We start from the raw sequence: 24,735 nt of genomic DNA, 5'->3' as shown, positions 1-24,735 counted from the left end.
GGGTAGAGCAGGCAGATTTGAATATTTAGGATAGATAAATGAACCAAGGCAAAATCGTACAAATTATTGGTGCGGTAGTCGATGTGGAGTTTCCGCGTACCGCTATTCCACGTGTTTACGATGCACTCAAACTGGTCGATACCGATTTGACACTAGAAGTGCAACAGCAGCTTGGCGACGGCGTTGTCCGCACCATTGCGATGGGTAGTACAGACGGTTTGAAACGCGGCGTGGCCGTGCAAAATACTGGTGCACCGATTACTGTGCCGGTGGGTAAAGCTACCCTGGGTCGCATCATGGATGTTTTGGGTAACCCTGTGGACGAGCAAGGTCCTATCGGTTCTGAACATACCCGTGCTATTCATCAATTTGCACCTAAGTTCGACGAACTCTCTAGTACTACCGAATTGTTGGAAACAGGCATTAAGGTGATTGATTTGCTTTGCCCGTTTGCCAAAGGTGGTAAAGTGGGTCTGTTTGGTGGTGCTGGAGTGGGCAAAACCGTGAATATGATGGAGCTGATTAACAACATTGCAAAAGCGCACAGTGGTCTCTCCGTATTCGCCGGCGTGGGCGAGCGTACCCGTGAAGGCAATGACTTCTACCACGAAATGAAAGACTCCAACGTGTTGGATAAAGTGGCCATGGTGTACGGCCAGATGAACGAGCCGCCTGGTAACCGCCTGCGTGTTGCTCTAACCGGTTTGTCGATGGCTGAATACTTCCGTGACGAAAAAGACGAAAACGGCAAAGGTCGTGACGTATTGTTCTTTGTGGACAATATTTATCGCTATACCCTGGCCGGTACAGAAGTATCCGCCCTGCTTGGCCGTATGCCTTCTGCCGTGGGTTATCAGCCGACGTTGGCTGAAGAAATGGGTCGTTTGCAGGAGCGTATTACTTCCACCCAAACTGGCTCCATTACCTCTATCCAAGCCGTATATGTGCCGGCCGACGACTTGACCGACCCGTCTCCCGCCACTACGTTTGCCCACTTGGATGCGACTGTAGTATTGAGCCGCGATATTGCCTCCCTTGGTATCTATCCTGCGGTAGACCCGCTGGACTCCACTTCTCGCCAGCTCGATCCAATGGTGCTCGGCCAGGAACATTATGATGTGGCTCGTGGCGTGCAATCTACCTTGCAGAAATATAAAGAGTTGCGCGACATCATCGCCATTTTGGGTATGGACGAGTTATCTGACGAGGATAAGATGACTGTGATGCGTGCCCGTAAGATCCAGCGTTTCCTGTCGCAGCCTTTCCACGTGGCAGAAGTGTTTACCGGCTCACCCGGCAAATACGTTTCGCTGCGTGATACCGTGGCCGGCTTCAAAGCTATTCTGAGCGGCGAATACGACCATCTGCCGGAGCAGGCCTTCTATATGGTGGGCGGCATCGAAGAGGCCGTGGAAAAAGCCAAAACCCTGAACTGAGGAATGCAGCATGAATATCATGCAGGTTGATGTGGTCAGCAACGAGGAGAGCATCTACTCCGGTGAAGCCAGCTTTGCCGTGGTGCCGACCCTAAACGGCGAGCTCGGTATTTACCCGCGCCACGAGCCGATTATGAGCTTGGTGCGCCCCGGTGTGCTGCGTTTGCAGGTGCCGGAGCAGGAAGAAGAGGTTTTGGTGGCTATCTCCGGCGGTATTCTGGAAGTGCAGCCGCACAAAATCATGATTTTGGCTGACGTGGCTGTGCGTAGTGCCGAGCTGGATCAGGCGCGGGCAGAGGAGGCCCGAAAAGCTGCAGAAGCCGGCGTGAAACATGCCAAAGATGATGAGTCAATGGCTAAAGCTCAGGCAGCGTTGGCAATTGCGCTGGCCGAACTGAAAGCTCTCAATTACCTGCGTATTAAAAATAAGCGCTAAACCAACCGGTTTGACGAACGAAAATAAAGCACGATGTAATCGTGCTTTATTTTTCTTGGCAGCTAAGGCTACCTGAAAAGACTGAGGCAAGGAGAGCATGACTGTTCTGCCGGTAATACCGTTTTCAGGTGGCCTACCTTGAGAGGCGGATGGCGGACAATCAATCCTCAGGCGAGCAGCCGTGGTCGGTTAGTATTTTGCGGTACACGGCATCAGGTATGTAGCGGCGGATGGTTTTCTGCCAGTTTTGCGGGCCGACCATGCTTTTGACCATGGTGGACGATACTTCGGCAAATTCGCGTGGCGGCATCAGGATAACAGTGGTGATGGCCGGCTGCAGGTCGGCGTTGATGTAGCGCATGGCGCGTTCGTATTCGTAGTCGGAGCCGCTGCGGATGCCGCGCACCACGAAATCGGCTTGGATACTATCGGCGAAATCAACCAGAAAGCGGTTATGAAACTGGGTAACGCACACGTTGGGAAATTCGGCGGTGATGTCCACCAGCATGGCTTTGCGCTCTTCCAGTGTATAGGTGGCCTGCTTTTCGGGATTGGTGCCGATGGCTACGATAAGTTCGTCAAACATGGCCTGCGCTTGGCGGATCATCCACAGGTGGCCGTTGGTGGGGGGATCGAAACTGCCGGCGTAAACGGCGCGGCGGTGATGTGGTTTCATGGGTGGTGCATGCAACAAATTAAAAACGGGCGAAGCCTACCCCGCTTGCTGCGGCAGCGCAAGTTTATTTTGGTAGGTTGTGTAGGTTGAGGTCGTTACTCAGTATCTTCAGCCATTGCGTTTTCAGGTAGCCTCCAGCCAGAAAAGGCTACCTGAAAACACCATGCCGCGATGATTTAGCTATATAATGCCGCTTCTTTATCAAGGCTACCTGAAAACATGAATTGGGTTGCAAAATTTGAGGATTGGTGTAGTCGGCGCTATGTGTACTGGCCGCTGGTGATGCTGCTGGCAGCCGCCACGCCGCTGGCTTTTGCGCCGTATTACCATTTTTGGCTGATGCCGCTGCTGTTCGGCGCCCTCATCCGGCTCACCGAGCTGCGGCCGCAAAACAGCGTGTTTGGCGCATATTGCTTCGGGTTGGTTGGCTACGCCGCACAGTTCTATTGGATACACACCGCGCTGCACGACATATCCGGCCTGCCCAATCTGTATGCCCTGCCGCTCACTATCCTGCTGCCAGCTTACCTTGCGCTCTATCCTGCCGCTTGCTTCTGGTTGCTGGAAAAAGCCCGTCTACCCCGTGGTTGGCGTATTGGCCTTTTGCTGCCCGTGTTGTGGGCATTGGCCGAATTTGCCCGCGAGCGGGCGATTACCGGCTTTGGTTGGGGGGCGCTGGGCTACAGCCAAGTGGCCGACTTTTCCCCGCTGGCCGGTTATGCTCCCGTGGGCGGGGTGCATTTGCTCACTTTGCTGTGTGCCTTTTGCGGCGCATGGCTGGTGCTGGTGCTGCACAACCAAGGTTGGAAGCGGCGGGCATTACCGCTTGTGCTGCTCATCGGTGTTATCGCCGGCGGCTGGCAGTTGCGCCAAGTGCGTTTCACTGAGCCCGACGGCAGCAGTGCCACCGTGGCGTTGGTGCAAGGTAATATAGCGCAAACTTTGAAATGGGATGCCGACTATCTGAGTGAAACCATACAAAGCTACTATGATCAAGTAGCCAACAGCCATGCTGACATCACTATCTTGCCTGAAACCTCCATTCCCGTGATGCGGCAGGATTTGCAGGAATATAATCCCGGCGTCCTCGACCAATTTGCCTACGAAGCCCAGCGCAACGGCAGCGCGCTCGCCATGGGTATTGCCCAATACAATCAGCAGCGCACAGGCTACCTGAACGCTGTGATCAACTTAAGCAATTACCACCCCGACCGCCCTGACGACATCCTGTTTTACGCCAAAAGCCACCTCGTTCCCTTCGGTGAATATAAACCCCTGCCTGCTATCTCCGAGCCGCTGTACCGCATGATGAACATGCCTTTGGCCGGGTTCGACCGTGGCGGCAGCGCCCAAGCTCCGTTGCTTTTAGCCAACCAGCACGTGGCGTTTAACGTGTGCTACGAAGACGGCTTCGGCGACGAACTGATTGCCTCTGCCAAACAAGCCAGCCTCCTGGCCAATGTGAGCAATCTGGGCTGGTTTGTCCGCTCCAACGCCATCCACCAGCATTTGCAAATATCGCAAGCCCGTACCCTTGAGCTCGGCCGCTACATGGTACGTGCCACCAACACCGGTGCCACCGCTATCATCAATCCGCAAGGCCAGGTGGTGAAACTCGCCCCGCCCGACACCCGCACCGTGCTCGAAGGCAATATCGAAGGTTATCGCGGCGAAACCCCGTATATGAAAATAGGCGGCTCGCTGCCCCTGGTGTGTGGCTTGTTGTGTTTGGCCGTATTGCTGATGCTGGCCGGCTATTTGCCACGGCGCAAACCTGCTCCCGATGCCGCAGAGGAAAGGCTACCTGAAAACAGCAGCGAACCAAGTGCCGAGCCGCAATATGAGGGCAAATAGATACCGTTTGCCCGAAGTTGCCGTTGTTTACGGTAATATAGAAAATAAATTAAAATGTAAAAAATACAAAATTTAACCTATCGTAAACCAAAATCACACAGTATGGGTGTTTAATCACCCTCGTAACTAAAGAGACAGAAGAGATAAATACCGCCGAAGGCGGCAGAAAATACTAAAAGGAATCAAAAGACAATGAATAACGCATTTGCATTGCCCATCCCCAGCGGCCACGGCAGTTTGGAGCAATATATTCACACTGTAAACAGCATTCCGTTGCTCACCGCAGAGGAAGAACACAGCCTAGCTGTACGCCAGCTGCAAGGTGACCTGGAAGCCGCCAAGAAACTGATCTTGTCGCATCTGCGTGTGGTTGTATCCATCGCGCGTGGCTATGATGGCTACGGCCTCAATCAAGCCGACCTGATTCAAGAAGGCAACATTGGCTTGATGAAAGCCGTAAAACGCTACGAGCCCAACCGCGGTGCCCGCCTGTTTTCCTTTGCCGTACATTGGATTAAGGCCGAAATCCACGAATTCATCCTGCGCAACTGGCGCATGGTGCGCGTGGCCACCACCAAGCCGCAGCGCAAACTTTTCTTCAACCTGCGCAGCATGCGTAAAAGCATGAACGCCCTCTCGCCCGAAGAAGCGCAAACCATCGCCGACGACTTGGGCGTGAAAATGGACGAAGTGCTGGAAATGGAACAGCGCATGACCGGCAAAGACATTGCCCTTCTGCCCGACAACAGTGACAGAGAAGAAGACAGCTACGCTCCCATCGACTGGTTGGCCGATACCCGCAACGAGCCCACTCAGCAAATCGCCCAAAAAGCCCGCTACGCTATGCAGACCGAAGGCCTGCAAAATGCGCTCGCCCAGCTAGACGAACGCAGCCGCTGTATCTTGGAAAGCCGCTGGTTACAAGACGGCGGCGGCCTTACCCTGCACGAGCTGGCCGCTGAATATGGCGTTTCCGCCGAGCGCATCCGTCAGATAGAAGCCAAAGCTATTCAAAAACTGCGCGGCTTTATGAGCGAAGAATAAGTGGATGAAAAAAGACTGCCTGAGGGCAGTCTTTTTTATTGGGTGTTTGGTTTTATGGTGGCTTACGTTTTCAGGTAGCCTTTTATATGATGGGGCTTATTCGTCTTCGTCCTCTTCCTCGTCGCCCAAATCCACTTTCTCAAGCGGAATCACCCGGGTGCGGTAGCGTAGTTTGTGGTAGAGGTAGAAACCGAAGAATATGGGCAGGCCCATATAGGTCACCACAATCCGTTGCCAATCGATTTCGCCGCTCATCACCAGCTCGGTGTCCTGACCCAGAATCACCAACACACACAACACCAGCGCGATCAGCGGGCCGAAGGGAAACCATTTGGCGCGGTAATTCAAGTCTTTCAAATCAAAACCCTGGGCGATATAGGCGCGGCGGAAGCGGTAGTGGCTGATGGCGATGCCCAGCCAAGAGATGAAGCCGGTTAAGCTTGAAGCGGCCAGAATATATTCATAGGCGTGGTCGTTGAAAATTTCGATTAAAAACAGCAGCAGCACCACCGCTGCCGTGGCCAGCACCGAACGTACCGGTACGCCGAAGCGGTTTACCTTGCGGAAGCTCTTGTACGCCATACCGCTTTTGCCCATGGCATACAACATGCGCACCGAGGCATACATGCCGGAATTGCCGGCGGAGAGGATGGACGTGAGGATCACCGCGTTCATCACCGCTGCCGCCATGGCTAAGCCAGCGCGCTCAAACACCAGCGTAAACGGTGATTTGGCAATCTCAGACACGTTTTCCGCGCCCAACAGCTCCGGGCTGGTGTATGGAATCAGCAGGCCGATCACAAAAATCGACAAGATATAGAAAATCAGGATGCGCCAAAACACCTGTTTCACGGCTTTCGGGATGCTCTCTTTCGGGTTTTCTGATTCACCGGCGGTGATGCCAATCAGCTCCGTCCCTTGGAAAGAGAAACCGGCGATCAGGAACACGCCCAGCATGGTTAAGAAGCTACCTGAAAAACCGTCACCTAAAAACGGCGCGTCGCCCACGGTAAAGTTAGCCAGACCCACATAGTCGCCGCCAAGAATACCGAAAATCGTCAGCATGCCCACGCCGAGAAATACGACAACCGTAACCACCTTAACCAGCGAAAACCAATATTCCGATTCGCCGAAAGCTTCTACCGACAACATATTCAACAGCACAATCAGCCCGAAAAACAGCAGGCTCCAGCCCCAAGGCGGCATAAAGCGCATCGGCTCCCAATACGTGATTACCAGCGCGGCAATGGAAATGTCTACTGCCACTGTGATGACCCAACTAAACCAATAATTCCAGCCTAGGGCATAACCCAGCGAGGGATCGACAAACTTGGCGGCATAAGTGGAAAACGAGCCGGACACCGGCAGATAAGTGGCCATTTCGCCCAATGAAGTCATCAGGAAATACACCATCAGGCCGATGGCGGCATAAGCCACCAATGCGCCGCCTGGGCCTGCCATGTGGATGGCGCTGCCGCTGGCCATAAACAGGCCGGTGCCGATACTGCCGCCGATGGCGATCATCGAAAGATGGCGGGTTTTTAAATTGCGGCGGATTTTGTTTTTGTTGGCCTGCGTGGTAGCAGGGTTGGCCGCGGTTGAAGGGGTTAGATTCGGTGTGCTCATGCTCTATTTCTCCCGACGAGGCTGCCTGGCAGCAACTAAACCGAAACGGAAACCTTGCAAAACTGCAAATTGGCAAAGATTCCCACCTTAACTTTGGGGCATTATAGGAGCAATCACTACTTGGTAAAACCGCTTAAACCTGCAGTTAAATCAAATAAACGGCATATACTGCTATTTTTAATAGAAACATTACTCGAAACAAAGACTTTTGATTTGCCCGAGAGTAGCTTGATATCTAGCTTTGCGTGAATTTTTTACCTGCTGAACCCCGTTTCACAACGTGTCATAAACACCACATCCGCAAACTTGAGGCTACCTGAAAACTGTCTATTTTTGATATCTCGTTTTCAGGTAGCCTTTTGATCTAGCGATTGCGCCAATCCACTCCGCAAGCGGCGGCCATTTCGATGGCGGCTTCGGGAGCGTGGCTGCCGGCAGGGTAGGGCTGGGGTTCGGGTTGGCGTGCCGCCCAGTCGTCGAGCACGGGCTGGAGCCAGTGCCAGGCGGCTTCGAGTTCGTCGCTGCGCATAAAGAGGGCGAGTTTGCCGTCTATTGCGTCGAGCAGCAGGCGCTCATAAGCGTCGGCACGGCGTTCGGGGAAGATTTTGAGCAAGTCCAAATCCAGTGCGGCTTCGTGCACGCACAGGCTGGTGCCGGGGGCTTTCATTTGCAGAAACAGCTTCACGGATTCCTGCGGCTGCAGGCGCACGCTGATGCGGTTGGGTGAGCCGCCGCAGCCGAATACGGGGTGGGCTTCTGGCCAGAAGTGGAGCACGATTTCAGCCAGCCGCCCGGCCATGCGCTTGCCGCTGCGTAACAGGAAGGGCACGCCGCGCCAGCGCGGGTTGTCGATTTCGGCGCGCAGGGCGATGAAGGTTTCGGTACGGCTTTGCGGGGCTACGTTGGCTTCTTCGCGGTAGCCGCACACGTTTTCGCCCCGGATTTGGCCGGCGGTGTATTGGCCGCGCACCACGTCGGCGCGCACGCTGTAGGCGTTGAAGGGCTTGAGTGCGCGCAAAACGTTGAGCTTGGCGTTGCGCACATCGCTATCGCCGAGGGAAAGTGGCGGCTCCATGGCGGTGAAACACAAAAGCTGCAACAGGTGGTTTTGCAGCATATCTCGTAGGGCGCCGGTTTGGTCGTAGAACTCGCCGCGTTTTTCCACGCCGAGCTCTTCGGCAATGGTGATTTCCACGGCGCGGATTTGGGCGGCACACCACAGGGGCTCGAACAGGCGGTTGGCAAAGCGCAGGGCGAGCAGGTTTTGCACGGGCTCTTTGCCTAGATAATGGTCGATACGGTAGATCTGCTCTTCGCGGAAGAAGGCGGCCACGGCGGTGTTGATGCTTTGCGCGGAGGCAAGGTCGTGGCCGAGCGGTTTTTCCAGCACGATGCGGGTTGCGGGGCGGTTCAGCCCGGCGGCGGCCAGATGTCGGCAGATGGGCATGAAATAGTGCGGCGCGGTAGAAAGGTAAACCACCAGGGCGCGGCTGTTTTGCCCGGCTTCGGCGCCGAGCAGCGCGGCGAGGTGGTGGAATTGTTCGGCGTTTTCGGCGTCTACGGGCAGGTAGTTGATGCGTTGGCAGAAGGTATGCCACGTTTCGGCTTCAAGGTTGGGAATATGCGGCCGGGCAGATTCCTCTACTTTTTTCAGGTAGCCTTCGCGCCCTAAATCGCGGCGGCCGAGGCCGATGATGCGGCCGCCCGGGTGAAGCGTGCCGGCGGCGTGGGCTTGATAGAGGGCTGGCAGCAGCTTGCGCATCACGAGGTCGCCGGTGCCGCCGAAGAAGACTATATCGAAAGGGGTAGGCATGGTTGGATAGGCCGTTAAGAAAAAACAGGCGCATTATAGCCCCGCCGTCAGGCTACCTGAAAATTTAGCATCGGCTCAGGTACAATACGGCGTTTTCATTTGATACGGGCACACCACCATGTTCAATCACAGCGAGCAAACCCTGCGCGATGTTTGCGCCCAAGCCCTCGAGCTGGCCAAAGCCGGCGGCGCCACCGCGGCCGAAGCCGACGTGAGCGAATCCATCGGCCAATCCGTGCAGGTGCGGCTGCAGGAAATCGAGCACATCGAATACCAACAAGACAAATCGCTCGACCTCACCGTGTATGTAGGTCGGCGCAAAGGCCGCGCCAGCACCGCCGATTTCTCCCCCGCCGCCATCGCCGATACCGTGCGCGCCGCGCTCGATATTGCCCGCTACACCGCCGAAGACCCCTGCGCTGGTCTGGCCGAAGCCGCCCTGATGGCTACCGAATTTCCCGATTTGCAAAGCTACCACGAATGGCCGCTGAGCACCGCCGAAGCCGCCGAGCTCGCCCGCCGCAGCGAAGCCGCCGCCCGCGCCGCCGATTCCCGCATCACTAATTCCGAAGGCGCCCACATCCAAACCGGCCATTATCAATATGTGTACGGCAACAGCCACGGCTTTATGCAACACCAGCGCAGCAGCCGCCACAGCCTGTCTTGCAGCGTGGTAGCCGGCAGCGGCAGCGGCATGCAGCGCGATTATTGGTACGACCTCGCCCGCAGCAGCGCCGATTTGGACACGCCCGAACACATCGGCCAAACCGCCGCCCGCCGAGCCGTGCAGCGCCTCGGTGCCAAAAGCCTGTCTACCGGCAGCTACCCTGTGCTATTCGATGCCACCGTTTCAGGTAGCCTCATCGGTCACCTCGCCGGCGCACTCAGCGGCGGCGCACTCTACCGCCAAACCAGCTTCTTGCAAGACAGCATCGGCCGCCAAATCCTCCCCGCCGCACTCAGCCTGCGCGAAGAGCCGCACCTGCCCAAAGCGCTGGCCAGCACCGCCTTCGATGCCGAAGGCGTCGCCACCCGCCCCCGCTTTGTGATTGAAAACGGCATTATCCAAGGCTACTTCCTCAGCAGCTACAGCGCCCGCAAACTCGGCCTGCCCACCACCGCCAACGCCGGCGGCGCCCACAACCTCATCCTCAGCCACACCCACCAAAGCCAGGCCGAGCTCCTGCGCGAAATGGGCAGCGGCCTGCTCGTTACCGAACTCATGGGCCAAGGCGTCAACACCCTCACCGGCGACTACTCGCGCGGCGCCGCCGGCTTTTGGGTGGAAAACGGCCAAATCGCCTACCCCGTGCAGGAAATCACCATCGCCAGCCGCCTGCAAGACATGCTGCCCAATATCGCCGGTGCCGCCAACGACGCCCTCAAACGCAGCGCCCACAAAACCGGCTCCCTGCTGCTCGAACAGATGATCGTGGCCGGGCATTGAGCGGGCAGGTGTCGGAGGCGGCGATGCTACCTGAAAACGTGGGCTGCTACGCAGTGAACATACCGCGTTGCTGTTTTCAGGTAGCCTTTTTCTATCCTTGTAGACAGGAATACTGGTGTAGTAAACTGATTGAACAATGATTTTCGGCATGGCATGCTTGAGGAGGAGTTGTGTTTTACAAGTTATTGCGCTGCTTTTATGGAGCAGTGCTTTTATTGCGGCCAAATATTCCTACACGATGATGGATCCGCTGATGATGCTGCTGTTCCGGCTGGCGATTGCGGCTTTGCTGGTGTTGCCGCCTTGCCTGCGCTATTGGCGGACTATTGAACGGCGCTATTGGCCAGGGCTGTTGTGGTTGTCGTTTTTAAATTATGTGGTGGTGCTGGCTTTGCAGTTTTGGGGGCTAAAGTTCACTTCAGCGGCGAGCACGTCCACCATTGCGGGGCTGGAACCGCTGTTAACGGTGTTTATCGGCCATTTTTTTTTCACGACCGTGCCGAGTGGTATCACTGGTTGTGCGGGTTGCTGGCCTTTATCGGCGTGGCGCTTTTGATTGCGGGCGGCGGCGAGGGCGGCGACATCAGTTTGCTTGGTTGCTTGATGGTGTTGGGCGGCGGGGTAGTGTTTTGTGCCACGTTGCGCCCGACGCAGAAAATGATTGCGGCCATTGGTGCGCCGGCGTTTACGTCGCTATCGATGGGGGTGGCGCCTTTGTTGTGTTTGCCGGTGAGCCTGCTGCTCGCAGATGATTTGCACATTGGCTGGAATTTGCCGGGCACGTTGGGCCTGCTGTATTTGGGAGTGTGTTGCAGCTGGTTGTCGTACACTTGTTGGAACAAGGGTATGACCAGTGTGTCGTCGAACGTGTCGGGCATGCTGACGGCCTCGGAGCCGATTTTCGGCACGCTGCTGGCTGTGTTAATTTTGGGCGAGCATATTTCAGCCATGTCACTGGCGGGTGTGGTGCTGGTGATTTCGGCCACGGTAGGCTCGGTGGTGATGCCGAAGTGGCTGGTGCGGCAGCGAGTGTAGCTTGCATTGGTAGGGGGAGTGTTCTGCACATGGCCTACGCGTTGATTTCAATTTTCAGGTAGCCTCCCGCAAAGCAAGCAGGCCGCCCCGTTTGGGGAGCGGCCTGTTTGTTTACAGCCTAAGGCTTAGTGATGGCAACCGCAAGCTTTCATGTCGATAACCATACGGCCTTGGATTTTGCCGTCGCGCATTTCTTGGAAAATGGTGTTGGCTTCGTCCAGTTGGCGCAGCTGCACCACGGGCACCACGATACCTTCGGCGCCGAATTGGAAGGCTTCTTCCAAGTCTTTGCGTGTGCCCACCAATGAGCCGACCACTTCGATGCCGTCCAGCACCAGGCGCGGAATCGACAAATCCATGGTTTCGGGCGGCAGGCCAACGGCTACTACGCGGCCGCAAGCGCGCACGCAATCCACGGCGGAATTGAATGCAGCGCGGGACACGGCGGTTACCACGGCGGAGTGTGCGCCGCCGGTTTTCTCTTGAATGAACTTAGCAGCGTCTTGTTTGGCCGGGTTCACGATCAAATCAGCGCCGGATTCTTTGGCCAGAGCCAGTTTGTCGTCGTTGATGTCTACGGCGATCACGTGTGCGCCGAATACTTTCTTGGCGTATTGCACGGCCAGGTTGCCCAAGCCGCCGGCGCCGTAGATGGCAATCCACTGACCGGGCGCAGCGCCGGCCACTTTGATGGCTTTATAGGTAGTTACGCCGGCGCAGGTGATGCTGCTGGCCTGGGCGGGATCAAGGCCTTCGGGCACTTTCACCGCATAATCGGCTTTCACCACGCAGTGGGTGGCCATGCCGCCGTCGGCGGTGTAGCCGGCGTTCAGCACGCTGCGGCAGAAGGTTTCGCGGCCGGTGATGCAGTATTCGCAGTGGCCGCAGCTGGCAAACAGCCAGGCAATGCTCACGCGGTCGCCTACTTTCAGGGTGGTTACATCGGGCGCAACCTGTTTCACGATACCGATGCCTTCGTGGCCGAGCACACGGCCGGGTTTTTTACCGTAGTCGCCGGCAGCCACGTGTAAGTCGGTGTGGCACACGCCGCAGTATTCTACTTCCACCAGCGCTTCACCTGCACCCACGGCAGGAATGTCGCGCTCAACGATTTCTACGTTACCGTCGCATTGGGGGGTAACAACTGCTGCTTTCATTTTCATGGCTATGATCCTTGTTCTGATTAGTTGATTAGGGGGACTACTCGATCGGAAGTATGCACTTTTTCCAAGCTGGCAGTCAAGACTTCTTAACAAATAACTTATTGATTTAAATCATGTTATATTATAACTTTCGCTTGAATTTGGGTCGCTTAAATAGAAGCTACCTGAAAGCAGCGCGGGCAGGGCGGCTGGCGCAGTTTGGCGGCGCCGGGTTTAACTCGTTTTACGGCTGGCGGCTGGCAATTATTGCAATATTATTTTTGTCAGTGCACAAGGTTTTGGCCGGCTGCCGAAGCTTGTGCTTTCAGGTAGCCTGCCTGCTGTTTCATTTGCTAGAATGCCCATTCCTCAACCACTTTGCCGCGATGCCCGCCATGTCTGTTTACACCAGCGTTTCCGATCAAGAAATCCGCCAGTTTTTAGAAGACTACGATTTAGGGAGCTTCGTGTCGCTGCAAGGCATTGCCCAAGGCGTGACCAACAGCAACTACTTCCTCGACACTGATCGCGGCCGCTATGTGCTCACCATCTTCGAGGTGCTCACCCGCGAAGAGCTGCCCTTTTTCATGGATCTCAGCCAGCACCTCAGCCGCAACGGCGTGGCCTGCCCCGCGCCCATTCCCCGCCGCGACGGGCGCTTCGACAGCACGCTCGCCGGCAAACCCGCCTGCTTGGCCACCTTCCTTAATGGCCGCGACACCGCCGTGCCCGAAGCTGCCCAATGCTTCCACACCGGTGCTATGCTCGCCAAAATGCACATCGCCGGGCGGAGCTTCGGCCAAAGCATGCCCAACCCGCGCCATGCCGCCTGGTGGGAAGCCGAAAGCCGCCGCCTGCTGCCCTGCCTGAGCAGTGAAGATGCCGCGCTGCTGCAAGACGAAATCGCCTTTCTCGCCGCCCACCCCGACAGCCACCTGCCCCACGGCATCATCCACGCTGATTTGTTCAAAGACAACGTGTTGCTCGACGGCATTCAGGTAGCCGGCTTCATTGATTTCTACTACGCCTGCAACGGCAGCTTCATGTACGACCTCGCCATCGCCGTAAACGACTGGGCGCGCCTGGCCGACAACCGAATCGACCCGCAGTTGCAGCAAGCCTTTATGCGCGGCTATCAAAGCGTGCGCCCCCTCACTCCTGCCGAACAGGCCTATTTGCCCATCGCCCACCGCGCCGGCTGTATCCGTTTCTGGGTGTCCCGCCTGCTCGACTACCATTTCCCGCAGGGCGGCGAAATGACCTTCGTGAAAGACCCCGACGTTTTCCGCGACCTGCTGCTCTATTTCCGCCAAAGCCCCGCCCCCGCCGCAACCGACCAAGCCCCGTTCAACCTCGGCGGCAAAGTGTTCCAACCCGCCGAAGCAGGCCATGCAGGCGAAATACCCGAACGCGGCCACTTCCACCAAGACGGCGACACCGCGTGGGCGGAATACCAAGGCGGCGGCATCCGCAAAGGTTTCCTGCTCGGCCGCTACACCGAACGCAGCAGCATCGCCTACACCCGCCAACACCTCACCCTCGCCGGAGCAGCCCACAGCAGCAGCGGCCGCCTGCGCATCGAAACCCTGCCCGACAGCCGCCTGCGACTGCATTTGTTTAGCGAAGACGGCGAAGCGGTGTGGGACGAGTGCGTGCCATAGGACTGTTGGAGTAGGGATGTGAAAAGGCTACCTGAAAGTTTCAGGTAGCCTTTTGTTTGATTGCTGCCGATACTACACCGCCACTTGCGCTTTGATATGCGGGTGCGGGTCGTAGTTTTGCAGCTCGAAGTCTTCAAAGCGGAAGTCGAACAGGTTTCGCACTTCGGGGTTGAGCTGCATTTGCGGCAGGGCTCGCGGCTCGCGGGTGAGCTGGAGGCGGGCTTGTTCGAAGTGATTGCTGTAGAGGTGGGCGTCGCCGAAGGTGTGGATGAATTCGCCGGGCTGTAGTCTGCACACTTGTGCCATCATCATGGTGAGCAGGGAATAGCTGGCGATGTTGAAGGGTACGCCGAGGAAGACGTCGGCGCTGCGTTGGTAGAGCTGACAGGATAGGCGGCCTTCGGCCACGTAAAATTGGAACATGGTGTGGCAGGGGGGCAGCGCCATTTCGTCGACGAGGGCGGGGTTCCAGGCGGATACGATGAGGCGGCGGCTGTCGGGGTTGCGTTTGATTTGCTCGACAACATTGGCGATTTGGTCGATGTGGCGGCCATCGGGGGCGGGCCAGGAGCGCCATTGGTAGCCGTATACGGGGCCGAGGTCGCCGTTTTCGTCGGCCCATTCGTCCCAGATGGAGACGTTGTTTTCTTTCAGGTAGCGGATGTTGGTGTCTCCTTTGAGAAACCAAAGGAGCTCGTGGATGATGGAGCGCAGGTGGAGCTTTTTGGTGGTGAGCAGGGGAAAGCCTTGGGCGAGGTCGAAGCGCATTTGGTGGCCGAATATGGAACGGGTACCGGTGCCGGTGCGGTCGGATTTGTTGGTGCCGTGGCTGAGGATGTGCTGCATGAGGTGGAGATAGGGTTGCATGGTGTGATTGGGTTGGGTGTCGAAATGGGGGTATTGTACACGTTTGAGGGTGTGGGGAGGAAAGGGAAAGGCTACCTGAAAACGTAGCGCAGCAAAGTTTCTGCGTTGCTAAAGTTTCAGGTAGCCTTTTTATGGCGAATGATCAGAATGCTGGTGCGTTGGCTCGCTGCCTTGCTTTATGAGCATTTTAGTCTGCTATAGCGGGCATGGAGGCTATTCCAAATCGAAGCAGCCGACGGTTTCAACGTGGGCGGTTTGGGGGAACATGTTGACGATGCCGGCATTGCGGAAGCGGTAGCCTTTGCCTACGAGTACAGCGGCATCGCGGGCGAAGGTGGCGGGGTTGCAGGAAACGTACACGATGCGATGGGGGAGGTAGGGGGCGTGCAGGGCTTGGACGAGGGCGTAGGCGCCGCTGCGGGGCGGATCGAGCAGGATTTTGTCGAAATAGCCCCAGCCGGCGACGGTGTGTTCGGTGGTTTGGAAGAGGTCGGCGCTGTGGAACTGGGCGCGTTCGGCGAGGTGGTTGAGGCGGGCGTTTTGGCTGGCACGCTCGGTGAGCGCGGGCGAGCCTTCGATGCCGATGACTTGTGCGCCGGCGGCGGCGATGGGGAGGCTGAAGTTGCCGAGACCGCAGAAAAGGTCGGCGATGCGTTCGCCGCTTTGGGGCCGCAACAGCTGCATGGCGCGGGCAACGAGCAGGGCGTTGGCGGCGGGGTTGACTTGGGTGAAGTCGCCGGGGCGGTAGGGGAGGGTGAGGGCGTATTCGGGCAGGCTGTCGCTGAGTTGGGGGCTGTCTGGCAGATGTGGTTGGGCGGGCTGGTGTGGGGTTTGCAGCCAGATGTGCCAGTTGGCGGGCAGGCTTTGGGCGTGCTGGATGAGGTGGGCGCGGGCGGCTTTGGGGAGGTGTTCGGTGTGTAGGGTGAGGCTGTTGGCGGTGGGGCTGTGGTGTAGTTCGATGGTGTGGACAGGGGCGTGCAGGCGGTTGAGCTGCTGGAGCAGGGCACGGGTGTTGCCCAGTTGGCTGGCAAGCTGGGGGGCGAGGATGGGGCATTGCCGGATATCGACAATGCGGTGGCTGCTGCGGCTTTGGAAGCCTAGGATGGTGCGGCCTTGGCTGTGGTGGGCGCTGAGGCGGGCGCGGTGGCGGTAGCCCCAGGCTTGGCCGTAGATGGGGGGTAGGAGGTATTGGGGGCGGATTTTGCCGAGGCGTTGGAGTTGGTCTTCGAGGATGCGTTGTTTGTAGGCTACCTGAACGTTGCTGTGGACGTGTTGGAGGGTGCAGCCGCCGCATTGGCTGTAGTGGGGGCAGGCGGGGGGTGGTGCGGTAGGGTGAGGGGGTGAGGATGCGGGTGGTTTGGGCTTCGTCGTGGTGTTTTTTGCTGCGGGTGATTTGGTAGACAACGGTTTCTTGGGGCAGGGCGCCGGTGATGAAGGTGGTTTTGCCGTGGATGCGGGCTACGCCGCGGCCTTCGTGGTCGATGCTGTGGATGGTGGCGGTGTTCATGGTGTGGGGTGTGGATAGATTGAGGCTACCTGAAAGCGGGATTGGAGTTTCAGGTAGCCTCTGTCGACTATTCGTGGTCGCCAATCTGGGGCGGGGCCTCTTCCTGGCTGGGAATGCGGTAGCTTTCGTCTGCCCAGGTGCCTAGATCGATCATTTTGCAGCGTTGGCTGCAGAAGGGGCGGTAGGGACTGCTCTCGCTCCAGAGTACAGGTTTTTGGCAGGTGGGGCAGGATACGGTGCGCTGGGTCATGGTTTGTCGGCGATGGGGTCGAAGCTGCACATTTTGAGCTGGAAGGGGATGTCGGTGTCGATCTGTTTTCCGCGCGGACTGTCTTGGGTGGCTTGGGTGAAGCGGATATGGGTGAAGTATTTGTTGGCGGAAATCTCGGGCAGGGTGTGGTGGGATTGGGCCACATCTACGGTGAGCATGTGGATGTTGCTGCCGAGCTTGGTGTTTTGATAGTTGCCTTGGCGGGCGAGGCATTCGAGGCGGATGCTGTTGCGGCGCAGGATGCGCAGTAGCAGGGAGATGGCGTCGCCGGTGGGGGTGAGGGAGCGAATCCAGCAGCCGAGGTCGGCCACGCGCTGCTCAAAGGGCAGTTGCAGCCAGTAGTGATAGGAGGGGAGGTCGAAGGGGCTGGTGCCGCCGGATACGAGCATGCGCTGCTTTACGCCCATAAGCCATTCGTTTTCACGCAGGTGTTGGCCGAATTTTTGCTGTACTTCTTGCAGATTTTGGGTGGCTTGATAGAGGTCGTCTTGCTCGGGAGTGGAGTCGTATTGCTCGCGTTCGGCCTGGGAAATCTGCTGGCGTTGACGTTCGAGCTCTTGCAGGATGTCTAGCTTGAGTTCGGCGCGGGAGGCGCAATCCATGATTTCGAACAGAGTGCCGAGGGCGGCGTGGTGTGCCCAAGGGTCTGGGTGGCTGACGGTGGCGTTGAAGCGGGAAAAGAGGTGCTCGAGGCGCAGGAAGTTGCGGATGCGTTCGGACAGAGGGTGTTCGAAGGTAATGATGGCGGACATGGTTCAACTACCGAATAATTGTTGGTAAATAAGGTGTTGCCGCTTCACGGCGGCAGCAAACTCGGGCAGGCCGGCTTCATTGCTGATGAGGTCGTCGGCAATGCTGCGGCGCTGTTGACGGCTGGCCTGGGCGGTGAGAATGCCGTTAATCATATCACGGGTAAGGCCGCTGCGTTCAATGGTGCGGCGGATTTGTGTTTCTTCACTGCAATCGATAACGAGAATGCGCTGGAGAATGCTTTGAAAAACAGGTTGCTCGGCAAGCAGGGGGATTTCGATGATGCCGTAGGCGGCTTGGGGATATTGCTGCTGTTGCGCCTGGATTTCTGCGAGAATCAGCGGATGTAAGATGCTTTCGAGCTTGGTTTTGGCTTCGGGGGATTGAAAAACGAGTTGGCGCAGGGTGGCGCGGTTGAGGCTACCTGAAAAATCGAATACGGCCTCGCCAAAGGCAGCACGGATGGCGTGCAGGGCAGCTCCGCCGTTTGCGGTGAGGACGCGGGAGACGGCATCGGCATCAATCAGCGGCACGCCGTGTTGGGCAAACAGGCGGGCAGCGGTGGATTTACCGCTGCCGATGCCGCCGGTGAGGCCGACCCAGGCGGTCATATCAGATGAACCCGGATTTGTGCAGCCACCATTGGATGCCTTGCAGGATATAGCTGTTGGCAGCGAAAACCAGCCAGCCGGCAATGGCGAGCGCGGGGCCGAAAGCGATGGGCTGGCCTTTGGCGGCACGCATCACCAAGGCGGCAACCAGGCCAACTAAGGCAGCCACGAAAACAATAACGGGCAGGGTGCTAACGCCGAGCCAGGCACCCAGTGCGGCGAGTAGTTTGAAGTCGCCATAGCCCATGCCTTCCTTGCCGGTGATGAGTTTGAATAGGTGGAACAGCAGCCAAAGGCTCAAGTAGCCGACCACGGCGCCGAGCAGTGCCGATGGCAGGCTGACGAAGCCAACTTGCCAGTTGAACAGCAGTCCGAGCCAAATCAGGGGCAGGGTGAGCTGGTCGGGCAAAAGCTGGGTGTCGGCATCGATAAAGGTGAGGACAACCAGCACGGCAGTGAACACCAGGCTGCCAAGGGTGAGCCAAGTGTAGCCGTAGCGCCAGGCGACGATACCGAACAGGATACCAGTGAGCAGCTCAACGGCGGGATAACGCCAGCTGATGGGAGTGTGGCAGCTGTGGCAGCGACCGCGCAGCAGCAAGTAGCTGATGATGGGGATATTTTGCCACGGTTTCACCGGGCTGCCGCATTTGGGGCAGCGCGAGGGCGGGGTGCTGATGTTGAATGGTTTTTGGTCTTCTTCGTCCAGCGGCAGTTCAAGATGCTGTTTGGCAGCGATACGCCATTGTTTCTCGAGCATGACCGGCAGGCGGTAGATAACCACGTTGAGAAAGCTGCCTACCAGCAGGCCGAGCAGGACGGCGAAGGGGATGTAGATTTCGGGATCAAGATTGGTCATGGGCGTGGTGCGGGTATATTTTCAGGTAGCCCGTGGGAGGCTACCTGAAAGGCTAAGATGATTAAGATGGAATGGGTTGACTGAATAGATTAGCCAACTACGCTGCCCAGGTTGAACAGTGGCAGGTACATGGCAACTAGAATCACACCAATAATGCTGCCTAATACCACCATAATAATCGGTTCCATCAGGGACGATAGAGTAGAAACGGCAATATCTACTTCCTCTTCATAAAATTCGGCAGCTTTGTTCAGCATATCGTCCAGTGAGCCGGATTCTTCGCCAATGGAGGCCATTTGCAGAACCATGTTGGGGAACAGGTCGGTTGAGCCCATTGCGGTGGTCAATGAAGTACCCTGGTTTACTTGGTTACGGATACTTCTAGTAGCTTCCTCATAAATAATATTACCTGATGCGCCGCCTACGGATTCTAGTGCCTCCACCAGCGGTACACCAGCGGTAAATAGGGTGGCGGTTGTACGAGCCCAGCGGGCGATTGTACCTTTCTCTACGATGTTGCCGAAGATAGGCATTTTGAGCAAGAGGGCATCGATACGTTTTTGCAGCTCAAAAGAGCGTTTATACCATTGAACGAAAGCTACTACAGAACCAATCATAATGACAATTACGATCCAGCCGTAAGCAACCATGAAATCAGAAATGCCCATCATGAATTGGGTAAGTACCGGCATTTCTGCATTCATACCGTCATACACTTTTTTAAACTCGGGCAATACGAACATCATCATGATGATAACTAAAACGATGGCTACTACCACTACTGCAATCGGGTAAGTTAGTGCGCTCTTGATTTTCTTTTTGATGGCTTGGGTTTTTTCTTTATATACGGCCAGTTTGTCCAGCAGAGTTTCTAGTACACCACCTGCCTCACCGGCATCCACTAGGTTGCAATAGAAATCATCAAAATATTTAGGATGCCTGCGGAATGCATTGGCCATAGATGTCCCTTGCTCGATGTCGTTGCGTACTTCCATCAAAAGCTTGGTCATAGAGGCATTGGAGTGACCTTTTGCCACAATATCAAATGCTTGCATAACCGGCAGGCCGGCTTTCATCATAGTAGCTAGTTGGCGGGTAAAAACGGTAATGTCGCTCTGGGTAATTTTCTTTTCGCGAACTTTTTTCTTTTTATGTAGGCTGATAACCTTGATGCGGCGGCGAGCGAGTTTGGCACGGGCATCCTGTTCGTCTTTGGCAACTACTTCGCCACGGACGATTTGTTCGGACTCCATGTGTCGGCCTTCAAATTCGTAGCTGGTTCCCGCCACTTTTTTGGGGTGGTTGTTTCGTTTGTTTGTAACCATGATGATTCCCTTTTAAATGAAACGAACTTTGAATTAATCATTGGTGCTGGCAAGAATTTCTTCTAAGGTGGTAATACCTTGCATTGCTTTTAAAATACCGGCTCGGCGCAAGTCCACCAGTCCGTCGGCATAGGCTTGTTCGGCAATATCCACCTCGGTGCCGTTATTGATGATGATTTTCTGCATGGCATCAGTAACCGGCATGATTTCATATACACCGGCACGGCCTTTGAAGCCTTTGCCTTTGCAACGGTCGCAACCCACTTGACGGTATAGCTGCCAGTCATCCTTGGTCAAATCTTCTTCAGTGAAGCCGACTTTCAGTAAAGCCTCGGCAGGCGGACGTTCGATTGGTTGCTTGCAGGTGCAGAGTCGGCGCACCAAACGCTGTGCCATAATCAGATTAACCGAGCTGGCGATATTGAACGGTGCTACCCCCATGTTCAGCATACGGGATAGAGTGGCCGGGGCGTTGTTGGTGTGCAGGGTGGAGAACACCATGTGGCCGGTTTGTGCCGCTTTAATGGCAATATCGGCGGTTTCCAAATCACGAATCTCACCTACCATGATGATGTCTGGATCCTGGCGCAGGAAAGCCTTCAGTGCTGCGGCAAATGTCAAGCCTTGTTTATCGTTCACATTTACTTGATTGATGCCAGGCAGGTTAATCTCGGCCGGATCTTCGGCAGTGGAAATGTTTACACTGTCGGTATTTAAAATGTTCAAGCAGGTATACAGTGACACGGTTTTACCGGAACCGGTCGGGCCAGTAACCAGTACCATTCCATAGGGGCGGTGGATGGCTTCCAGCAGCAATTCTTTTTGGAAAGGTTCGAAACCCAGTTGGTTGATGTTCAGCGTGGCAGCATCCGAATTCAAAATACGCATTACGATTTTTTCGCCGAATAGGGTGGGCAGCGTATTCACACGGAAGTCGATGGGCTTTTGGTTTTTATTGAACTGAATCTGAATACGGCCGTCTTGTGGAACGCGTTTTTCAGAAATATCCATTTTGGACATTACTTTTATACGTGAAGCAATCTGCCCGCGGATATTCAGTGGTGGTTGTACCACTTCACGCAGCTGACCGTCAGTACGGAAGCGGATGCGTGCCATTTCTTCGTAGAACTCAAAGTGAATATCAGATGCGCCAGTGTTGAGGGCATCAGACAGCACTTTGTGGATGAATTTGGCAATCGGGCCGTCTTCTTCTTCGTCATCCACCTTGAGTGCCGGTGCGGTCACGCCTGTGGGATCGGCAGAAATTTCATCCAAAATGGCTGTGGATGTTTGGCTGGCGAATTCCAGCAGACGATCTAGTTGCTCGTCGTTTACCAGAATCAGGTCGACAATTAGGCCGCTAGGGAAAACGAGCTTTTGGTATGTTTGCAACAAAGTGGGATCGGAGACACCCAAAAACAGTTTTTGTCCGCGTTTGAACAAAGGTACACAGCGGTACTCCATCATCTGGCTGTCGTTGAGCACATCCTGCACCATCATGCTGCGGGAGTAGAGGGACAAATCTAAAATCGGATAGTGGAACAACTTGGCCAAAAGTTGTGCCAAATCTGTCTGCTTGATGATGCCGGCTTCGGCCAGAATTGGAATTATATTTTTGTTTTGATTAACCTTTTCTCGGTATTTTTCAACCTGATCCTGTTCAATCAGCTTGGTTTGAAATAGGATGCGCAATAGTCCGACGCTCATAGTATTTGCCTGAGTAAAGTAGAATGGATTTCGAAATTTCGAGCGGATATTTGCTTTTTAGGATACCGCCCCCAATGTCCACATTTAGTAAGAATGCTTTTACAGTATTATAGTTAAGGTGCGATTATAAGTTAAATCATGGTAAGAATGCACCGTTTATGGAAAAAGTGATTATTCCCTGCAGCCAGATATGTTGGTGTACCATGAGGACAATGATAAAAGTTTTGGCTGTGTATTGCACATCAGCCTGCCTCCCAGTGGTCGATATGCAGTTGTAATTCGTATTGATTGCGCCATTGATTGGCGATGGGGCGGTATACGGTGTGAATTTTGGCCGGGAGTTCTTCGGTGCAACGGAAAAACATGGCTTCTACAGTGTGTCCGCCGCAGTTTAGACCAGCTTTTTTATGGCCGTTGCCAACTACCCGCTGCCACAATACTTCAAACTGGTTATAGAAACATGGGGGTTGAAAGCCTTGCCCCCATACTTGGTTGGACAGCGTTTCGGCAGTGTGCAGGGAAATTTCTTCTGGGTTCAGGCTGCCGTCAGTGAGGAAGGTGCGGGTAAGTGAGTCTCGATCTAGTAGTTCGGACAGCACGTTTTCGAAAGCCTGTTGGAATCGGGGAAAATCCTGTTCGCGGATGCTGAGGCCGGCAGCCATGGCGTGGCCACCGAATTTTAGAATTAGCTCGGGATGGCGTTTGGCCACCAAATCGATGGCATCACGCAGATGTAATGAGGGGATAGAACGGCCAGAGCCACGCAGTTCGCCATTGCCTGTGGGGGCGAACACGATTGAGGGGCGATGGAGGCGGTCTTTTAGCCGGCTGGCCACAATACCGACCACGCCTTGGTGCCAATCGGGATGGAAGGCGGTAATGCCCAGGTTGCTGCCAACGATGATTTGATCAGCCAGGGCAAGGGCTTCTTGTAGCATGTTTTGCTCGATTTCTTGCCGTGTACGGTTAAGTTCATTTAGCTGTTCGGCTAGTTCGGCGGCGGTGGCTGGGTCTTCGGTTAGCAAGCAGGCAATGCCGATTTCCATGTTTTCCAAACGGCCGGCAGCATTAATGCGCGGACCGATGGCAAAGCCCAAGTCAAATGGCTTGGCTTGCCGAATATCGCGCTGGGCTACCTGAAAAAGCGCCTGAATGCCGGGGCGGGTTTTGCCAATCTGCATTCGTTTGAGCCCTTGGCTAACCAAGATTCGGTTGTTGTAATCCAATGTCACCACATCGGCCACGGTGCCCAAAGCAACCAAGTCTAAAAGCTCGGCCAAATTAGGTTCAGGTAGCCTTTGTGGGTTGAACCATTGCTGTGTACGCAGCAGGGCGCGTAGGGCAGTTAATACATAGAAGATTACGCCCACTCCGGCCAGATTCTTGCTGGCAAACGTGCATCCCGGTTGATTGGGGTTAACGATGATACATTCAGGTAGCGTGTCGCCCGGCAAGTGGTGGTCGGTGATAATCACGTCCATGCCCAATGCGTGGGCGCGTGCTACACCGGCAGTGCTGGAAATACCGTTATCTACGGTTAATAGCAGCTGAGTACCTCGTTTGGCAGCCAGCTCGGCCAGTTGCGGGGTGAGGCCGTAGCCATGTTTGAAACGGTCCGGCACTAAAAACTCCACCCATGCCCCCATGCGGCGCAAGCCTAAAATGCCTGCCGCGCAGGCGGTAGCACCGTCAGCATCATAGTCGGCCACAATTAAAATTCGTTCTTCCTTTTGGATGGCGTAAGCCAACCGTTCGGCGGCAGCATCAATATTTTTCAGTGATTGATAGGGCAGTAGGCTCGCTAAGTGGTTATGCAGTTCGGCAGGAGAACGGACATTGCGGGCGGCAAACAGGCGTGCTAGCAAGGGCGGGGTGCCACCGGCTAGCAGGGCTTGTTCGGCTTGGAGGTCGATTTGGCGGGTACGGATAACGGCATTCATAAAGCCATAGTGCGTGGTATTAATTAAACGGCATATTATAGCGCAAACGGGTGGGCTGAGAGATTATCGACAGGTTGACAGGTGAAATGTTGAAAAAGTTTTTTCACTTTTATAACAGTGTGTTGCTATTTTATAGCAAGTTTTTTGTAAGAAATACTTGCAATGGCGAGGATAGTTTGGTGTAATACTCGTCTTCTAGTGCTGTGCACGGAAATACGGGTGATTAGCTCAGTTGGTAGAGCGTCTGCCTTACAAGCAGAATGTCGGCGGTTCGACTCCGTCATCACCCACCATTTTGCGCGCGCGGTGGTAGCTCAGTTGGTTAGAGTACCGGCCTGTCACGCCGGTGGTCGCGGGTTCGAGTCCCGTCCACCGCGCCATTTCAATATAAAAACCCCGCTGCTTAAAGGCAGCGGGGTTTTGGCATTTCCAGTTTTAATATTTTCCATATCCCACCGTGAAAAGCCGCTTGGTTTTATGATATATTCCCCTTGGCTAGGAATAAGTTGGATATGTCTTAATATAGTTATTTAGAATCAGTATGATGCAGATAGTGCCCGCTTAGTTGTGCCATAATTGGAAGCCGCTATAATTGAAGCATATTTTTCATGCAAGGCGATAATCCGCAGACAGTATGAGCAATATGGCAAGGTGAGCCAACGCGGTAATTAAGTGTTTTATCTACCCAGTTGGTTTTTGAATTTAGAAATCTAACAAACTTCAGGAGC

General features: G+C 55.4%; 19 protein-coding genes, 2 tRNA genes and 3 pseudogenes. 11 read left to right on the top strand and 13 right to left on the bottom strand.

The window, feature by feature from the left end:
- The first annotated feature begins 38 nt into the window (after nucleotides 1-38).
- Both atpD and EZJ17_RS08375 read left to right on the top strand, forming a co-directional pair.
- Entirely contained in the window at nucleotides 39-1,436 is a 1,398-nt protein-coding gene (gene atpD, locus EZJ17_RS08380) for a F0F1 ATP synthase subunit beta (protein WP_067441805.1), read from the top strand.
- 10 nt (nucleotides 1,437-1,446) lie between these two features.
- Nucleotides 1,447-1,872 carry a F0F1 ATP synthase subunit epsilon gene (locus EZJ17_RS08375; RefSeq protein WP_067441808.1) on the top strand — a complete coding sequence of 142 codons (426 nt, stop codon included), beginning with the start codon at nucleotides 1,447-1,449 and terminating at the stop codon, nucleotides 1,870-1,872.
- A 160-nt stretch (nucleotides 1,873-2,032) separates the two neighbouring features.
- Here EZJ17_RS08375 and coaD read toward each other — a convergent pair whose 3' ends face one another.
- Nucleotides 2,033-2,548, bottom strand: coding sequence for a pantetheine-phosphate adenylyltransferase (gene coaD / locus EZJ17_RS08370; RefSeq protein WP_067441810.1), 516 nt, complete (start codon nucleotides 2,546-2,548; stop codon nucleotides 2,033-2,035).
- Nucleotides 2,549-2,767: 219 nt separating this feature from the next.
- On the opposite strand from coaD, the gene lnt reads away from it, so the two are divergent.
- A complete protein-coding gene (lnt, locus tag EZJ17_RS08365; RefSeq protein ID WP_067443947.1) occupies nucleotides 2,768-4,402 on the top strand; it encodes an apolipoprotein N-acyltransferase in 1,635 nt (544 codons plus the stop codon).
- Between the two features lie 192 nt (nucleotides 4,403-4,594).
- Nucleotides 4,595-5,446 (top strand): RNA polymerase sigma factor RpoH, encoded by an 852-nt coding sequence (gene rpoH / locus EZJ17_RS08360; RefSeq protein ID WP_067525352.1) that lies wholly within the window; start codon nucleotides 4,595-4,597, stop codon nucleotides 5,444-5,446.
- A gap of 96 nt (nucleotides 5,447-5,542) precedes the next feature.
- Here rpoH and EZJ17_RS08355 read toward each other — a convergent pair whose 3' ends face one another.
- Complete coding sequence (locus EZJ17_RS08355; protein WP_487246624.1) at nucleotides 5,543-7,072, bottom strand: amino acid permease; 1,530 nt, start codon at nucleotides 7,070-7,072, stop codon at nucleotides 5,543-5,545.
- A 364-nt stretch (nucleotides 7,073-7,436) separates the two neighbouring features.
- Complete coding sequence (gene zwf, locus EZJ17_RS08350) at nucleotides 7,437-8,885, bottom strand: glucose-6-phosphate dehydrogenase (RefSeq protein ID WP_067444231.1); 1,449 nt, start codon at nucleotides 8,883-8,885, stop codon at nucleotides 7,437-7,439.
- Nucleotides 8,886-9,003: 118 nt separating this feature from the next.
- Between zwf and pmbA the strand changes: the two genes are divergently transcribed.
- A complete protein-coding gene (gene pmbA, locus EZJ17_RS08345; RefSeq protein ID WP_151086402.1) occupies nucleotides 9,004-10,332 on the top strand; it encodes a metalloprotease PmbA in 1,329 nt (442 codons plus the stop codon).
- Nucleotides 10,333-10,480: 148 nt separating this feature from the next.
- Nucleotides 10,481-11,367, top strand: a pseudogene (locus EZJ17_RS08340) (DMT family transporter).
- 125 nt (nucleotides 11,368-11,492) lie between these two features.
- Here EZJ17_RS08340 and adhP read toward each other — a convergent pair.
- On the bottom strand, nucleotides 11,493-12,530 hold the full coding sequence (adhP, locus tag EZJ17_RS08335) for an alcohol dehydrogenase AdhP (RefSeq protein WP_082886547.1): 1,038 nt from the start codon (nucleotides 12,528-12,530) through the stop codon (nucleotides 11,493-11,495).
- Nucleotides 12,531-12,904: 374 nt separating this feature from the next.
- On the opposite strand from adhP, the pseudogene thrB reads away from it, so the two are divergent.
- A pseudogene (thrB, locus tag EZJ17_RS08330) lies at nucleotides 12,905-13,822 on the top strand (homoserine kinase); the annotation flags it as partial.
- Complete coding sequence (locus tag EZJ17_RS10980; protein WP_487246625.1) at nucleotides 13,802-14,170, top strand: avidin-fold protein; 369 nt, start codon at nucleotides 13,802-13,804, stop codon at nucleotides 14,168-14,170. The pseudogene thrB and the gene EZJ17_RS10980, both read left to right, overlap by 21 nt.
- A 72-nt stretch (nucleotides 14,171-14,242) precedes the next feature.
- Here EZJ17_RS10980 and EZJ17_RS08325 read toward each other — a convergent pair whose 3' ends face one another.
- Nucleotides 14,243-15,037, bottom strand: a complete 795-nt coding sequence (locus EZJ17_RS08325; protein WP_067444237.1) for a thymidylate synthase — start codon at nucleotides 15,035-15,037, stop codon at nucleotides 14,243-14,245.
- A 213-nt stretch (nucleotides 15,038-15,250) separates the two neighbouring features.
- Nucleotides 15,251-16,544 (bottom strand): annotated as a pseudogene (gene rlmD, locus EZJ17_RS08320) (23S rRNA (uracil(1939)-C(5))-methyltransferase RlmD).
- Between rlmD and EZJ17_RS10355 the strand changes: the two are divergent.
- A complete protein-coding gene (locus EZJ17_RS10355; protein WP_167508160.1) occupies nucleotides 16,468-16,689 on the top strand; it encodes a hypothetical protein in 222 nt (73 codons plus the stop codon). The pseudogene rlmD and the gene EZJ17_RS10355 overlap by 77 nt on opposite strands.
- Here the strand turns inward: EZJ17_RS10355 and yacG are convergent.
- The 7 genes from yacG to recJ all read right to left on the bottom strand — a co-directional run bounded on the left by yacG (nucleotide 16,612) and on the right by recJ (nucleotide 24,007).
- A complete protein-coding gene (gene yacG, locus EZJ17_RS08315) occupies nucleotides 16,612-16,794 on the bottom strand; it encodes a DNA gyrase inhibitor YacG (protein ID WP_067442002.1) in 183 nt (60 codons plus the stop codon). The two genes, EZJ17_RS10355 and yacG, sit on opposite strands and share 78 nt — an antisense overlap.
- Nucleotides 16,791-17,567, bottom strand: a complete 777-nt coding sequence (zapD, locus tag EZJ17_RS08310) for a cell division protein ZapD (RefSeq protein WP_185737496.1) — start codon at nucleotides 17,565-17,567, stop codon at nucleotides 16,791-16,793. The genes yacG and zapD overlap by 4 nt, the downstream gene beginning before the upstream one ends.
- Before the next feature lie 3 nt (nucleotides 17,568-17,570).
- On the bottom strand, nucleotides 17,571-18,176 hold the full coding sequence (coaE, locus tag EZJ17_RS08305) for a dephospho-CoA kinase (RefSeq protein WP_067444239.1): 606 nt from the start codon (nucleotides 18,174-18,176) through the stop codon (nucleotides 17,571-17,573).
- Between the two features lies 1 nt (nucleotide 18,177).
- Entirely contained in the window at nucleotides 18,178-19,035 is an 858-nt protein-coding gene (locus EZJ17_RS08300; RefSeq protein WP_067444241.1) for a prepilin peptidase, read from the bottom strand.
- A gap of 89 nt (nucleotides 19,036-19,124) precedes the next feature.
- Complete coding sequence (locus EZJ17_RS08295; RefSeq protein WP_067444243.1) at nucleotides 19,125-20,360, bottom strand: type II secretion system F family protein; 1,236 nt, start codon at nucleotides 20,358-20,360, stop codon at nucleotides 19,125-19,127.
- 33 nt (nucleotides 20,361-20,393) lie between these two features.
- Entirely contained in the window at nucleotides 20,394-22,067 is a 1,674-nt protein-coding gene (gene pilB / locus EZJ17_RS08290; RefSeq protein WP_067441990.1) for a type IV-A pilus assembly ATPase PilB, read from the bottom strand.
- Between the two features lie 242 nt (nucleotides 22,068-22,309).
- A complete protein-coding gene (gene recJ, locus EZJ17_RS08285; protein ID WP_067444245.1) occupies nucleotides 22,310-24,007 on the bottom strand; it encodes a single-stranded-DNA-specific exonuclease RecJ in 1,698 nt (565 codons plus the stop codon).
- A gap of 217 nt (nucleotides 24,008-24,224) precedes the next feature.
- On the opposite strand from recJ, the gene EZJ17_RS08280 reads away from it, so the two are divergent.
- A tRNA-Val gene (locus EZJ17_RS08280) sits at nucleotides 24,225-24,300 on the top strand.
- 10 nt (nucleotides 24,301-24,310) lie between these two features.
- Nucleotides 24,311-24,387, top strand: a tRNA-Asp gene (locus tag EZJ17_RS08275).
- Nucleotides 24,388-24,735 lie beyond the last annotated feature (348 nt).

It is taken from the genome of Eikenella exigua, assembly GCF_008805035.1.
Taxonomy (GTDB): Bacteria; Pseudomonadota; Gammaproteobacteria; order Burkholderiales; family Neisseriaceae; genus Eikenella; species Eikenella exigua.
The sequence above is the reverse complement of the archived record's forward strand: the minus strand, read 5'-3'. Positions and strand labels throughout refer to the sequence as shown.